The organism is Bradyrhizobium sp. STM 3809 (assembly GCF_000239795.1).
Lineage (GTDB): Bacteria > Pseudomonadota > Alphaproteobacteria > Rhizobiales > Xanthobacteraceae > Bradyrhizobium.
On record NZ_CAFJ01000124.1, the window covers coordinates 1 to 12,994 of the forward strand.

Here is a 12,994-nt window from a genome sequence, read left to right on the forward strand (position 1 = left end):
AGCTTCGCTCGGGCGGGGAGAGGGTTGGGGTGAGGGGCAGCCGCCCGGCAACACGCTGATGGTGGGGGACAGGTCCGGCCGCGAGCACTGCCCGTGCCGCTGCCCCTCACCCCGACCCTCTCCCCGTGAAGAACGGGGAGAGGGAGCGCACCGTCCGCCGCGCAACAGTTTGGCTATTGGAAGGCTCTACTGCGCCAGCGCGTTGTACTTGGCGAGCGAGGCCTTCAGTTCGGTCATGGCGGCGTCGGCGTCGATGCCGGTCTTCTTGACGCCGTCGGCCCAGGTCTTGAACAGCGGCTCGGAGGCCTTCTTCCAGGCCGCGGTCTGCTCCGGCGTCAGCTTGTAGACCTCCTGGCCGGCTTCCGCCTTGATCTTGTCGACGCCGGCGTCCTCGAACTTGCCCCAGGGCTCGCCGACCCTGCCGGCGGCTTCCGTGTTGCAATTGTCGTCGATCGCCTTCTTCTGCATCGCCGACATCTGGTTGTACTTGTCCTTGTTCATGACGAACACGAAGGTCGTCACATACATCGGCGCGTCGATGTGGAACTTGGTGACCTTGTCGACGCCGAACAGCACCAGCGAGCCGGCCGGGAAGAACACGCCGTCGGCGACGCCGCGCTCGATGATGTCGCGCACCTCAGGCGCCGACGACTGCACGTTGGTGCCGCCGAGCAGGGTGACGAAATTGGCGATGGTCGCATCCGCCGGGCGAATCTTCATGCCCTTGAGATCTTCGGGCATCGTCACCTTCTTGGTCCGGGTATGCAGCGACGACGGCGTATGGACGAAGGCGAGGCAATATTTGACGTCCTTCATCTCCTTCTCGGCATATTTGCGGTACCACGCGTCGAGACCTTCCGAGCCGCCCTTGGCGTCGGAGACCAGGAACGGCAGCTCGCCGGCGCCGATGATCGGAAAACGGCCGGGCTGATAGCCGGGATTGACGTAGGTGACGTCGGCGATGCCGTCGCGCGCCATGTCGTAATGGTCGAACGCCTTGCCGAGCTGCTGCGCCGGAAACACCTTGCCCTTGATCGTGCCGCCGGAGGCCTTCTCGACCGATGCGGCCCAATCCTCCAGCGCCTTCTGCAGCGGATGGCTGGCCGGCACCCAGTGCGAGATCTTCAATTCGAACGTCTTGTCCTGCGCGAGCGCGGGAGTGACACCGGCAGCCAGCGCCAGCGCCAGAAGCGTCTTCCTCATCGGGTTCGTCTCCTTCCATCGCGGGCCTTCGAGGGCCCTTTGCTTCATTGTTATAGCATATAACCATCATTGCAAGCGCGACGGCAGACCTGCCGCCGCACGTGCCGAGCCGAGCCGAGCCTGTCGCGCCAGCCAGCGCAAGTCCGGCAGAGCCTTGCAGGCGCACGGCCATTTCATTAACACGTTAAGGATCTCGCGTGCACCCGAAATTACGCGGCCGGGTCGGCGCATCATGAAAATGCCGCAGGGCCGAAGCGACGCCCTGCGACATCATATGCGATCGGGTCCCGGTGCCGGCGCGCATCGTTTGAAACACCCGCGCAAATGACGTTTGAAACTTTGTAGGCGGTGCAAAACGCGCGCGGACGTCGTTGACTGCCAAGCTCCGCCAGCAACGACCGAGACGCACATGAGCAGCATCCCCGCCGGATTCGAACCGCATGTCCGCAAGAGCCCGTTCACCGATCCCTGGGAGCCGCTCTTCGCCAAGAGGACGGACAAGGCCGTCGTCCTGGGCCTGCGGCTCGCCGTGCCGCACACCAATTCGCGCGGGCTGATCCATGGCGGCCTGATCGCGTCGCTGGCCGACAATGCGATGGGCTACAGCTGCGCCCAGGCGCTGGGCGGGGAGGCGTCGCTGGTCACGATCAACCTGTCGGTCGACTACATCGGCAGCGCCGGCATCGGACAGTGGCTCAGCGTCGAGAGCGACGTCATCAGGAGCGGGCGCACGGTGTGCTTCGTGCAGAGCCTGGTGCTCGCCGACGACGCCGTGATCGCGCGGGCGAATGCGACGTTCCGCGTGGTGCCGAAGATGACGGCGTGACGCATGCTGGGGTCCACCCCCTGGTCATTCCGGGGCAATCGGTAACGCGCATCTGCGCGTTGCCGATTGAACCGGGAATCTCGATGTGATGAAGAACGAACGCAAGACAATCTCGGGATTCCGGGTTCAAGGCCTGCGGCCTTGCCCCGGAATGACGGGCCTATTGTCCTATGAAGTCATGGGCCATCTCGGCAGAAACGCGTTCCGACGGGTAGGCTCCGTCATGCCCTTGCTTGTCCCGGCCATGACGGCGAGGAAACAGGCGCGCTCAGCACGAAGAGAAGCGCGATAGGCGATAACCCCGGAATGACGGAGTGCGGCGACGTCTCCATTTCAGCCAAAACGCCAGTTGCAGGTTTCGATGACCAGGTCGACGAAGGCGCGCACCTTGGCCGAGAGCAGCCGCGAGCTGGGAAACACGATGTGAATGGGGACCGGCGGCGGCTCGTATCTGGTCAGCACCCGCTTGAGACGTCCACTGCGCAGCATCTCCGCGGCCTGGTAGGCCATCACCCGTGTGACCCCGCCGCCCGCCTCGGCATATTGAATCGCGGCGTCGGCGTTGTTGGTAACGAGGCGCGGGCGGACAGTGATGGGCAGATCCCTGCCGTCCTTGACGAAGCGCCATTGGTCGTTCGGGCCGAACTGGATGCTCTGGTGCTTGGCCAGCGCCTCCGGCGTGCGCGGCTCGCCATGGGTCTTGAAGTAGGCCGGCGCGCCGACCACGATCCGTCGCATACTGCCGACCTGGCGGGCCACGAGCGAGGAATCATCGAGATGGCCGATGCGAACGGCACAGTCGACGCCGTCCTCGACCAGGTTGATTTGGCGGTCCTCCAGGCGCAGCTCGGCCGCGACCTCGGCATAGCGGCCGAGATAGGCGGCCATGACCGGGCCGACATGCAGCCGGCCGAAGCCGACCGGCGCCGAGACCACCAGCCGCCCGATCGGCTGCAGCCGCTCGCTCGCGGCGGCGAGCTCCGCCTCCTCCAGATCGGTCAGGATGCGCCTGGTCCGTTCGAGGTAACGCCGGCCGGCATCGGTCAGTGTCACCGAGCGGGTCGTGCGCTGCAACAGGCGGACGCCCAGATGCTCCTCGAGCCCGGCGACCAGCCGCGTCACCGCGGACGGCGACAGCTTGAGCCGCCGCGCAGCCGGGGCGAAGCCGTTCAGCTCGGCGACGGTGACGAAGGCCTGCATGGCGTCGATCCGGTCCATGCGATCATTGCAGCATCTGCAACGATCCAGTGTCAACGGGCCTGATTATTTCCGCGGGCGATCGGGGCCATATTCACGGCACGGCGGCAGTCACTGCCGCAGCGACAGGGAGTCATTGCGATGGCCCAGACAGATATCCGAGCCCCCGGCGACGTCATGTTCTCGCCCGCGGCGAAAGCGATCCAGGCGCGCAAGGGATCACGCGAGAGCTATGCGCATGTGGAGGAGACGCGCGGCTTTCGCCACGCCGTCGACGCCGATCTCGCCGGCCGCCTCGCCGAGGCCACCAGCTTCTATATCGCCACCGCCTCCGCGGACGGCCAGCCCTATATCCAGCACCGCGGCGGACCGAAGGGCTTTCTCAAGGTGCTCGACAGCCACACGCTGGCGTTCGCCGACTACAGTGGCAACAGGCAATACATCACCCAGGGCAACCTGTCGGAGAACCCGCACGCCTACATCTTCGTGATGGACTACGCGCATCGGCGCCGCGTGAAGATCTGGGGCACGGCGCGGGTGGTGGAGGACGACGCCGCGCTGACGGCCTCGCTGATGCCCAGCGGCTACAGGGCGCGGCCCGAGCAGGTGATCCTGTTCACGATCACCGCGTGGGACACCAACTGCCCGCAACACATTCCACAGAAGTTCGATGCCGGCGACGTCGCGGAGGCACTGGCGGTGCGGGATACCCGGATCGCGGAGCTCGAGGCGGAGCTGGCGCGGTTGAAGGGGGAGGAAGCGAGCTCCTTGTAAGTCCTCCGTCGTGAAGGCCGCGGCCTTGGCTTGCCCGTCATGCCGGGGCAATCGTCCGTGCGCAACAGCGCACGGGCGGTTGAACCCGGACTCTCGAGATGGCTGGAACGCAACACAACCTCGAGATTCCGGGTTCGAGGCCTGCGGCCTCGCCCCGGAATGACGGGTGTTTCGGCGAAGAGATCTACGCCGCCTCGGCCGCCCTGCCCCACTCGAACTCCGGAAAGTACGTGGCCATCATGCGGTCGGCATAGGCCACCAGATTGCCGAAGCTCTCGGTCCGCCGGCGCAGCTCGGAGTCGAAGAACGGCGTGAGGATGCCGGCGATCACGGCGAAGGCGGTGGCGTCGGTGCCGCAGGGACGCTCGCCCATCAGATAGGGGCGCTCGCCGAGCTGCACCGACAGCGCGCGCAGCGAACGCGCGGCGAGGTCGATGTCCTCGTCCGGCGCGTGGCGGCCGAGGCCGGAGATCAGGTAGTTCTCGGCAACGCGGAACTGCGCGTCCTCGCGCAGCTTCTCGCGCTTCTCCGCCGGCGCGCCGTCGAAGAAATGCGCCGGGCCCTTGGCGAAATTGACCGGATCGACCCAGCGCGCGCCGACGAGGGCGAAATACAGATGATGCTCGATCATGCGCTCGAACGCCCAGGCCTGCGCCCGCGCCCTGACGTCGAGGCCGGCATCGAAGTCGAAGCCGTATTTGCGTTCGATATGGGCGCGGATGAAGGTCGAATCGGCGATCAGCTCGCCGCCATCATCGATGAAGGGCAGTTGCCCTTTGGGCGACGCCGGCGGCATCGCCCGCTGCTTCCGATAGGCAAGGCCGGCCATCTTCAGCTGCACCTCCGTCTTGGTGACGAAGGGGCTGATCTCCGGCAGGCCGAAACCCGCGCCCAGACCGAACAACGTGATCATGACAGCACTCCCGACTTCCTGAGCAGACGGCGAACGCTACGAACGTGCTGCTGCCACCATGCTGTCAGCAGCGGCAATAGCGTGGTGGCCAGGTCCAGGCCATAAAGCATCATCATCGACATCACCCCTTCATTCTCGTTGTTGGCCCGGTATAAGGACGGGCTGCTGCCAGCATCGTGTCAGCAGCGGCGGGGTGATCGCTTCCGCGGGGACACATCATGAGACGCGCCGACCGGCTGTTCCAGATCATCCAGGTGCTGAGGCGGACGCGGCGGCCGCTGACGGCCGATGCCATCGCGGCCGAGCTCGAGACGTCCAAGCGCACGATCTATCGCGACATCGCCACCCTGATCGGGCAGCGCGTGCCGATCCGCGGCGAAGCCGGCATGGGCTACATTCTCGAGAAGGGATTCGATCTGCCGCCCTTGATGCTGACGCCGGACGAGATCGAGGCCGCCGTGCTCGGCGCGCAATGGGTCGCGGTCAATGCCGATCCGGTGCTCGCCCGCGCGGCGGAGGACCTGATGGCCAAGATCGCCGACACCGTACCGGAGCGCTTGAGGCCGTTCGTGCTGGAGCCGGCGAGCCGCGCGCCGCGGCCGTGGGCGCGCGAGCCCGACCGCATCGACATGTCGCGCACGCGGTCGCAGATCCACGAGGGCCGCAAGATCAGATTGCGCTATCGCGACGAGCAGGGCCGCGACAGCGAGCGCGTGATCTGGCCGATCGCGATCGGCTATCACGAGGCGGTGCGCATCCTCGCCGCCTGGTGCGAGCTGCGCCGCGACTTCCGCAGCTTCCGGACCGACCGCGTCGTCGAGGCGACCTATCTCGACGACAAATATCCCGAACGGCGCGAGGCGCTGCGTGCCAAATGGCGGCGCAGCCTGGTGTGGGAGGTTCCCAAAGATGTCTGAGCCGGTGTCGAGCGGGACTGACGCGAGCCCCTGTCAAAGCTGCGGCGCGTGCTGCGCCTACTCATCGAACTGGCCGCGCTTCACGATCGAGGAGGATGAAGCGCTCGACCTGATTCCTGCCGAGCTGGTCAATGAGCGGCTGTCGGGGATGCGGTGCGAGAACGACCGCTGCTGCGCGCTGGATGGCGAGATTGCGCGCGCCGTCGCCTGCCGGATCTACGCCATCCGTCCCGAGGTATGCCGCACCTGCATGCCCGGCGACGATGAGTGCACGATGGCGCGCCGCAAATTCGGGCTGCCCGCTCTCGGCTGACAACGAAGGTCAGGCGGTGACGGGGGCGAGGTCGTCGTCGAGATCGTCATCCAGCGGCGCCACAGCCGACAACGGCTTGGTCGATAGCGAGATCGTCTTCTTGCTTGACAGCGGGCTCGACCGCCCAGTCCTGCTGCTGCGGGACTGCGCATAGAGCGCGGTGCCGACCCGCCCGCCGAACTGCAGCAGATCATGCTCGGTGCAGGTGGAGGCGATCGCCAGCGCCAGGGAATGCAGGTGGGTGCGGCGGTAGCAGAACAGCGCCAGCATGGCCCGGACATCCGCCGACACGCTCTCGACCAGCGCCGGCAGGCCATTCTCATCGGCGCGATAGAGCGCACCGAGGAGGTCGTCTCCGACGGGGCAGGCGTCGCTGTCGAAGGCACTACTGCGTGGAAGCATCGGGCTGATCCTCTTGCATGCAAGAATGCAGCGCGAATCGCTAACGCGGGGTTAACCATGTTGACGTGCGGGCGGAGGGCTTGCGACAGCCCGCTGAGGCCCCGCCGGCTCGGACGGCGTGTCAGCCGTTGGCCGCCATGAAGATGGAGAGGCCGAACCCGGTCAGATGATGCAGCGCCTGGTCGACACCGATCAGCGTCCAGAACCAGGGATGCTCCAGCGTCATGCCGAGCCGGGACGAACAGAGGCCCTTGATCCGATCGATCGTGATGTGAATGGCGAAGTCGATCACGGCAACGAACCAGAATTTCGGCGCGACGATCAGGATCAGCACCATCGCCACCGCGAGGTGGATCAGGCAATGCACCAGGAGCGGCAACGCCCAGCCCTTCCGCTGATCCTTGCCATGCGCCATCCAGGCATTCTGCAGCACGAAGTCGCCGATGATGTGCTTGAAGGTGAGCAGCAGCATCCAGCCGACCAGCGCACCAACCGGAACCTGCGACGACAAAGCGGGAAAAGACAAAGCTGACGCTCTCGCTACGACTAACCCTTGGACGCACCGGGAACTGGAGGCGTTCAGCGCAATCTGATGAGAATACCCGGCCAATTCGACGCGTATACGACGACGCTTATGACATCTCTGGTGGCGAATTGCACGCGAAAGGGAACCCGAAAGCGCACTCTGCTACCCTTCCCACACCTTCCGAGAAGGGTAAGGTTACCTACGAGGAGGCCGCCGCAGGACACTGAAGCGCGATCGCGGCCACGCCCCTCATTCCGCGGCGTTGCTGCTGGGCGCCGCCAAGGCCCGTGCGCGGATCTGCGCGATGGTCCGTTGCAAGGCCCCCTGCCCCGGCTCCGCCAGCGCCACCGCGCGGGCCTCGTCGATGGCCGCGGCGAGATCGGAGAGCGGCAACGCGCCGTCGAAGGTCGGCTTGGCCAGGCCGTCGATGATGGCGTGCCAATCCGAAAGACCCTGGCGGTAGGCGTCCCCCTGCCCCTGGATCATGGTCGCGGTCTCGATCACCGCGTGCGCCGCCGCCGGCTGTTTGTCCAGCGCGCGCGCGATCATGTGCAGCCAGCGCTCGGCCCAGGCGCGCTCCTCGCCATAGCGCACCGACTGCAGCCGCCAGCGCCGCAGCCCGGCGATCAACTTGAGGCGGCGAACCGCAAACCGTGAGCGGATGGAGAAGCGGACCTTGATGCGGCGGCGGCCGAGCCAGCCGATCTGCTCGAAGCCGGTCATCATGGAGTCGGCGACCGCTTGCGGCAGCGCACCGAGCAGTTCGTCGAGCCGGAACCGCCTGACGTCGTAGGTCTCGCGGCCGCCTGGCCTGCGTCCGCTCTGCAGGCTGATCAGCCTCAGCTGCGCAATCCGGATCAGATCCTCATAGGCCATGCGGGCGGCCAGCAGCCGGGCGATCTCGGCGAGCATGGCGGCGTCGACGTTCGATCGACGAACGAACCGCTTGATGCGGTCGACGTAGAGCCGGGCATAGCTGGCGCCCTGGTACTCCATCAGGAGATGGATGCCCTCGCTGACGGCCGGGGTCGCCGCCTCGGGCAGACCGTCGGGAAGAAAAGGCGGCTCGCCGTCATGATCGCCGATGAGGTCGGCGAACAGATAGCGCAGCGAAGACCGGACACTTTCCACGGTGCATCGAGCCCTTCAGGTCACGCCGACTTGGCCACGGGCGCCGCGGCCGCGGTCTGCTGGGCCAGCCGCCGCTCGAGCGTTTCGATGTTCTGGAACAGCCGGGCGCTGGCGAGGCGCAGGAAGTAGAAGGCGAAGGCCGGGTTCTGGACGTAGAGCTGCTCGACCTGGTCATAGGACACCGACAGGATCAGCCCGCCCTCGACGCATTCCAGCGTCTGTGTGCGCGTGTTGGACGGCGAGATCATGCCGAACTCCCCGACGATGGCGCCGACCGGCAGCTCGATGCCGGATTCGACCAGCCGGAAACGGCCGCTGACGATGTAATACATGCTGTCGGCCTTCTCGTCCTTGTAGAACAGGACCTCGCCCGGACCGCATTTGCGTTCGGTCATGAACGGCTTCAGCCATTCCATGGACAGGTCGCTGTTGACCGACTGCTTCACGTCGCGGACCAGCTGCAGCATCTGATGCAGGCGGTAGCTGTTGAGGGGCAGCAGCACGCCATGCAGCACCAGGACCGGATAATTGTGCATCGGAACCGCAGTGGCGATCAGGACGATATTGGTGAGAATGGCGAACACCCGCAGCGGAATCATCGTCCGCATCGACAGCGTGGCGACCACGAAGATCGATGCGAAGAGGCTGCCTGCGGCGCCTGCGTGTTCGACCAGGTGTGAGGTATCCATCGGGATCAACCAGACTTCTGCGACATGAGGTGAGCGGACACTGATTCCGGCCCCTGTGTGGCTAATTTTAGCGTGTCCGTGCCGGCTTTGGATATACGGCGAACAGACGACGAATGAACCAGTATTCGAGCCGGGGAGGGAAAATTCCCCGCCGCATCAGATGCGGTGCTGGTCCGCCTGTTGACGCCACACGGCCCTGCGGCCGGTGTCGTTGACGGAGCTTGCCTGCTCGGGGCACTTTGCCGTGTCCGGAACAGAGGATCGACAGGCGCCTACGTACCATGGCCAAACCGCTGCACTCTCCTGCCCTGGCGGCGTTTGTCGCGGCAACCACCGGACGTGACATGACCCGAGCGGCCTACGCGGCGGTGGTCCTCGGCATCAGCGCCCTGGTGCTGTCGACGGTCGATGCGGCCGTCGGGGCCGCACAGCGCTGGATCGTCGCCCTGTTATGGGGCTGCCTTGCCTACTTCGTCATGGAATGGGCGATCCGGGTTCAGCACGCGGCGCGCATGCAGCGCTTGGGCGCCTATCTCATGTCGGGCCGGGGCCTGCTGGACAGCGCCTCGGCCTTCGCGGTGCCGGCCGCGCTGATCGCGGGCATCGAGCCGCGCGCCGCCTGGCTGCTCGCCGTCACCTGGGTGCTCAAGGTCATTCCCGGCGTGCCCGGCCTGCGCCAGCTGCGCCGGGTGCTGGTGGTCGAGGCGCGGCCGCTGCTGTCGGTGCTGGTGCTGTTCCTTCTGGTGCTGTTTCTCGGATCGGTGGCCGAGTACGCGCTCGAGCACGATGAACAGCCGGCCACGTTCGGCAACATCCCGTCGGCGCTGTGGTGGGCTGTCGTCACCCTCACCACGACCGGCTACGGCGACGTGGTGCCGATCACCCCGTTGGGCCGGATCGTCGCCGCCGGCGTGATGATCTCCGGCCTCGGCGTGTTCGGCCTGTGGACCGGCATCCTGGCGACCGGCTTCGCCGCGGAGACGCGGCGCGACAATTTCCTCAAGACCTGGGAATCGGTCAGCCGGGTGCCGTTCTTCGCCAGCCTCGGCCCCTCGACCATCGCCGACGTCACCCAGATGCTGCGGACGATCGACCTGCCGCCGCGCACCACCGTCATCCGCAAGGGAACGCCGGGCGATTGCATGTATTTCATCGCCGCGGGCGAGGTCGAGGTCGATCTTCCCGGCAAGAAGGTCCGGCTCGGCGAAGGCGCGTTCTTCGGCGAGATGGCGCTGCTCGGCAACAACCTGCGCTCCGCGAACATCAGTACGACGAAATTGTCCAAGCTCCTGGTGCTCGACCTCGTCGACTTTCGCGTGCTGATGGCACGTCACCCCGATCTGGTGCAGAGCATCGATGCCGAAGCCCGGCGCCGCGCCTTGGAGAACAAGACATGACGGACGAACGACACAGCCACACCGGTGACACGCCGAGCACGCCGGTGCTGACGATCGAGGGCCCGCGCGCCACCATCCGGCTCAATCGTCCCCGCCACCTCAACCGCCTGCAGCCGGAGGATCTCGGCGCGCTGCTCGCCCTGTTCGACCGCATCGAAGCCGACGCCGGGCTCCGCGTGCTGATCCTGACCGGAACCGGGCGCGCCTTCAGCGCCGGCTACGATCTGGGCGCGATCGGCGGCGGTCCCGAGACCAGCCCGGCCGGCGGCGCCGGCCCGTCCTTCGAAGCGGTCGTCGACCGGCTCGAGGATCTCGCCTTGCCGACGATCTGCCGGATCAATGGCGGGGTGTATGGCGGCTCCACCGATCTGGCGCTGGCCTGTGATTTCCGCATCGGAGTCGACACCGCCGAGATGTTCATGCCGGCCGCACGACTCGGCCTCCACTACTACCCCAACGGCATCAAGCGCTACGTCTCCCGGCTCGGTGTCGATCATGCCAAGCGCCTGTTCCTGACCGCCGAGAAGATCGGGGCAGCCGAGATGCTGCGCATCGGTTACCTCACCAGCATGGTGGCGGCCGATGCGCTCGACGCCGAGGTCGAACGACTGGCTGCGCTGCTGGCCGGCAATGCCCCGGCCGCGATGCGCGGCATGAAGCGCGCCATCAACGAATTCGCGCGCGGCGCGCTCGACGATGCGGCGGCTCGCCGCAGACATCAGGACAGTCTGAGCGGATCGGAGATCCGCGAAGGCATGAAATCGTTTGCAGAGAAAAGAGCCCCGCGATTTTGAGGGCAATGCGCGCATCCTCCTGATCAGGATTGCATGCATCCCCCCGCTGTATCCAGCCGGTGTGCCGCCACACGTTCAACGAACTATCGACCTAAATCTCCAATTTGCGGTTGACAGCCTTTTGTCCGTAGCTAGCTTGGCCTTGGGCGGAGACTTTCACATGCAAGTGATAGACGCGTATTGGGGACGGCGGGCTCTGGACTACGTCGACGCGATCGAAGCGTCGGAGACCAGCGCCAACGTGCTTTCCCAATTCGAGAAGATGATCGGCGATCTGGGCTTCCATGCCTACATCATGGCGGGCGTGCCGGCGCCGGGACAATCGCTGCAGCAGACCCTGCTGGCCAATGGCTGGCCGCGCGAATGGTTCAGCATGTATGCGCGGGAGGAGTTTCACCGCTGGGACCCGATCCCGCGGCACTGCGTATCGACGCTCAATCCGTTCGCCTGGTCCGAAGCGCCCTACGACCGCGAGGACGAGCCGGGCGCGCATCAGGTGATGACGCGGGCGCGTGATTTCCGATTGAACGAAGGCTTCTGCGTGCCGATCCACTACGACGACGCGGTCGGCGCCGTGAGCATCGCGGGCGAGGACCCCAACCTCGCGCCCGACGCGCGAGGCGCGCTGCACCTGATCAGCATCTTCACGCATTCGCGGCTGCGCGCGCTGGCCCGCGCGACCGCCGGCAACCAGGGCCGCCGCCTGTCGCGGATCGAGGCCGAGGTGCTGAGCTGGGCGGCACGCGGCAAGACGGCGTGGGAGACGGCGCGCATTCTCGGCGTCTCCGAACGCAACGTTCGCTGGCACCTCGAGGAGGCGCAGCGCAAGCTCGCGACCAAGAACAAGACGGCGACGGTTGCGACCGCTCTTGTCAACGGCGAGATCTCGATCTGATCTGGCTTTTCTCCCACTGGATCATTTCGAGCACTTCGGCAGATTTCAAACCCCAAGTTGATTCAGACGACCGGGGGTTTCGATGCCTGAGATTCATGTCGTTCGAAAAGATAATCGCGCGCTCTACGAAAAATATTTCGATCCATATTATCGGCTGCGTCACGAGATCTACGTCAAGCAGCGCAAGTGGATGGATCTCGATCGTCCGGACGGGCGCGAGATCGATCAGTTCGACACCGAGGACGCCGTCTATCTGTTCTGCATCGAGAACGGCCGGCTGATCGGCTCGATGCGCGCGGTCCCCACGCTGCTGCCGACGCTGATGAGCGACATCTTCCCCTATCTCAATCTGCGCGGACCCGTGCAGCGGGCGGACGTGTACGAGCTGTCACGGATCTTCGTGATCCCGGAGCGGCGGGGCGAGCATGCCGGCCCGCGTATCGACATGCTGCTGCTCACCGCCATCATGGAGTACGGCATCTCGATCGGCCTCACCGGCTTCTCGATCGTGCTGGAAAGCTGGTGGCTGCCACGCTTCGAAAAATGCGGCTGGAAGGCAAGGCCGCTCGGCGTTCCTCACATGATGGACGGAATGTCAGTGCTGGCCGTGCTGGTCGACTGCAACGAGACGACCTGGAAGTCGTTGTGCAAGCAGATCGGCCTGACGCGGCCGACGCTCACATGGCAGGGACTCGAGGAGGTCAGCCGCCAGGCCCTGCCGGATATCTTTCTTCATCTTCCGCCAGCCGTTCAGCCAGCGCAATGAGCTGTTCCCGGTGCCGCGCCACCCGCAGTCGATGGAAGGCCTTCAGGAGGCGGTGACCAAGCAGCGTCGCCTCATCCACCTCGAGGGCGAACAGGCTGGACGGGGTGTTCATGGAATCCATCGCTGACACTTCAGGTTTTGAGCCGTGACTGAACCTTCACTCGAGAAGATCATCGAGCGTCTGCAATTCTGCATCGTAGACGCTCGGGCTATGCAACTCAAAATGTTGGAGAGGATTTTGTCAATATCAT

15 protein-coding genes are annotated in these 12,994 nt (G+C 65.5%); 8 read left to right on the forward strand and 7 right to left on the reverse strand.

Annotated elements, in window-relative coordinates; all coding sequences use genetic code 11:
* Positions 1-186 precede the first annotated feature (186 nt).
* A complete protein-coding gene (locus BRAS3809_RS06170; RefSeq protein ID WP_008961234.1) occupies positions 187-1,203 on the reverse strand; it encodes a TRAP transporter substrate-binding protein in 1,017 nt (338 codons plus the stop codon).
* A 409-nt stretch (positions 1,204-1,612) separates the two neighbouring features.
* Here BRAS3809_RS06170 and BRAS3809_RS06175 point away from each other — a divergent pair, with 409 nt between their 5' ends.
* The gene (locus BRAS3809_RS06175) at positions 1,613-2,029 is read left to right on the forward strand and encodes a PaaI family thioesterase (protein WP_008961236.1); all 417 of its coding nucleotides are present in this window, start codon (positions 1,613-1,615) and stop codon (positions 2,027-2,029) included.
* A 333-nt stretch (positions 2,030-2,362) separates the two neighbouring features.
* Here the strand turns inward: BRAS3809_RS06175 and BRAS3809_RS06180 are convergent, their stop codons facing one another.
* Positions 2,363-3,247 carry a LysR family transcriptional regulator gene (locus BRAS3809_RS06180; RefSeq protein ID WP_008961237.1) on the reverse strand — a complete coding sequence of 295 codons (885 nt, stop codon included), beginning with the start codon at positions 3,245-3,247 and terminating at the stop codon, positions 2,363-2,365.
* A 120-nt stretch (positions 3,248-3,367) separates the two neighbouring features.
* Between BRAS3809_RS06180 and BRAS3809_RS06185 the strand changes: the two genes are divergently transcribed.
* Positions 3,368-4,000 carry a pyridoxamine 5'-phosphate oxidase family protein gene (locus BRAS3809_RS06185; protein ID WP_008961238.1) on the forward strand — a complete coding sequence of 211 codons (633 nt, stop codon included), beginning with the start codon at positions 3,368-3,370 and terminating at the stop codon, positions 3,998-4,000.
* Between the two features lie 184 nt (positions 4,001-4,184).
* Here BRAS3809_RS06185 and BRAS3809_RS06190 read toward each other — a convergent pair whose 3' ends face one another.
* Positions 4,185-4,913 (reverse strand): glutathione S-transferase family protein, encoded by a 729-nt coding sequence (locus BRAS3809_RS06190; protein WP_008961239.1) that lies wholly within the window; start codon positions 4,911-4,913, stop codon positions 4,185-4,187.
* Between the two features lie 218 nt (positions 4,914-5,131).
* On the opposite strand from BRAS3809_RS06190, the gene BRAS3809_RS06195 reads away from it, so the two are divergent.
* Both BRAS3809_RS06195 and BRAS3809_RS06200 read left to right on the forward strand, forming a co-directional pair.
* On the forward strand, positions 5,132-5,830 hold the full coding sequence (locus BRAS3809_RS06195; protein ID WP_008961240.1) for a helix-turn-helix transcriptional regulator: 699 nt from the start codon (positions 5,132-5,134) through the stop codon (positions 5,828-5,830).
* Positions 5,823-6,143: a YkgJ family cysteine cluster protein gene (locus tag BRAS3809_RS06200; protein WP_008961241.1), complete on the forward strand. Its 321-nt coding sequence runs from the start codon at positions 5,823-5,825 to the stop codon at positions 6,141-6,143. The genes BRAS3809_RS06195 and BRAS3809_RS06200 overlap by 8 nt, the downstream gene beginning before the upstream one ends.
* A 9-nt stretch (positions 6,144-6,152) precedes the next feature.
* Here BRAS3809_RS06200 and BRAS3809_RS06205 read toward each other — a convergent pair whose 3' ends face one another.
* The 4 genes from BRAS3809_RS06205 to BRAS3809_RS06220 all read right to left on the reverse strand — a co-directional run bounded on the left by BRAS3809_RS06205 (position 6,153) and on the right by BRAS3809_RS06220 (position 8,891).
* Positions 6,153-6,545: a hypothetical protein gene (locus BRAS3809_RS06205; protein ID WP_008961242.1), complete on the reverse strand. Its 393-nt coding sequence runs from the start codon at positions 6,543-6,545 to the stop codon at positions 6,153-6,155.
* A gap of 121 nt (positions 6,546-6,666) precedes the next feature.
* A complete protein-coding gene (locus BRAS3809_RS06210) occupies positions 6,667-7,017 on the reverse strand; it encodes a DUF3307 domain-containing protein (protein ID WP_008961243.1) in 351 nt (116 codons plus the stop codon).
* A 303-nt stretch (positions 7,018-7,320) separates the two neighbouring features.
* The gene (locus BRAS3809_RS06215; protein ID WP_008961244.1) at positions 7,321-8,202 is read right to left on the reverse strand and encodes a DUF6537 domain-containing protein; all 882 of its coding nucleotides are present in this window, start codon (positions 8,200-8,202) and stop codon (positions 7,321-7,323) included.
* Positions 8,203-8,222: 20 nt separating this feature from the next.
* A complete protein-coding gene (locus BRAS3809_RS06220; RefSeq protein WP_008961245.1) occupies positions 8,223-8,891 on the reverse strand; it encodes a Crp/Fnr family transcriptional regulator in 669 nt (222 codons plus the stop codon).
* 281 nt (positions 8,892-9,172) lie between these two features.
* Here BRAS3809_RS06220 and BRAS3809_RS06225 point away from each other — a divergent pair, with 281 nt between their 5' ends.
* The 4 genes from BRAS3809_RS06225 to BRAS3809_RS06240 all read left to right on the forward strand — a co-directional run bounded on the left by BRAS3809_RS06225 (position 9,173) and on the right by BRAS3809_RS06240 (position 12,743).
* The gene (locus BRAS3809_RS06225) at positions 9,173-10,288 is read left to right on the forward strand and encodes a cyclic nucleotide-gated ion channel (RefSeq protein ID WP_008961246.1); all 1,116 of its coding nucleotides are present in this window, start codon (positions 9,173-9,175) and stop codon (positions 10,286-10,288) included.
* Positions 10,285-11,082: an enoyl-CoA hydratase/isomerase family protein gene (locus BRAS3809_RS06230; protein ID WP_008961247.1), complete on the forward strand. Its 798-nt coding sequence runs from the start codon at positions 10,285-10,287 to the stop codon at positions 11,080-11,082. The genes BRAS3809_RS06225 and BRAS3809_RS06230 overlap by 4 nt, the downstream gene beginning before the upstream one ends.
* Before the next feature lie 160 nt (positions 11,083-11,242).
* Positions 11,243-11,977, forward strand: a complete 735-nt coding sequence (locus BRAS3809_RS06235; protein WP_035655515.1) for a helix-turn-helix transcriptional regulator — start codon at positions 11,243-11,245, stop codon at positions 11,975-11,977.
* An 82-nt stretch (positions 11,978-12,059) separates the two neighbouring features.
* Positions 12,060-12,743 carry an acyl-homoserine-lactone synthase gene (locus BRAS3809_RS06240; protein ID WP_008961249.1) on the forward strand — a complete coding sequence of 228 codons (684 nt, stop codon included), beginning with the start codon at positions 12,060-12,062 and terminating at the stop codon, positions 12,741-12,743.
* Positions 12,744-12,994 lie beyond the last annotated feature (251 nt).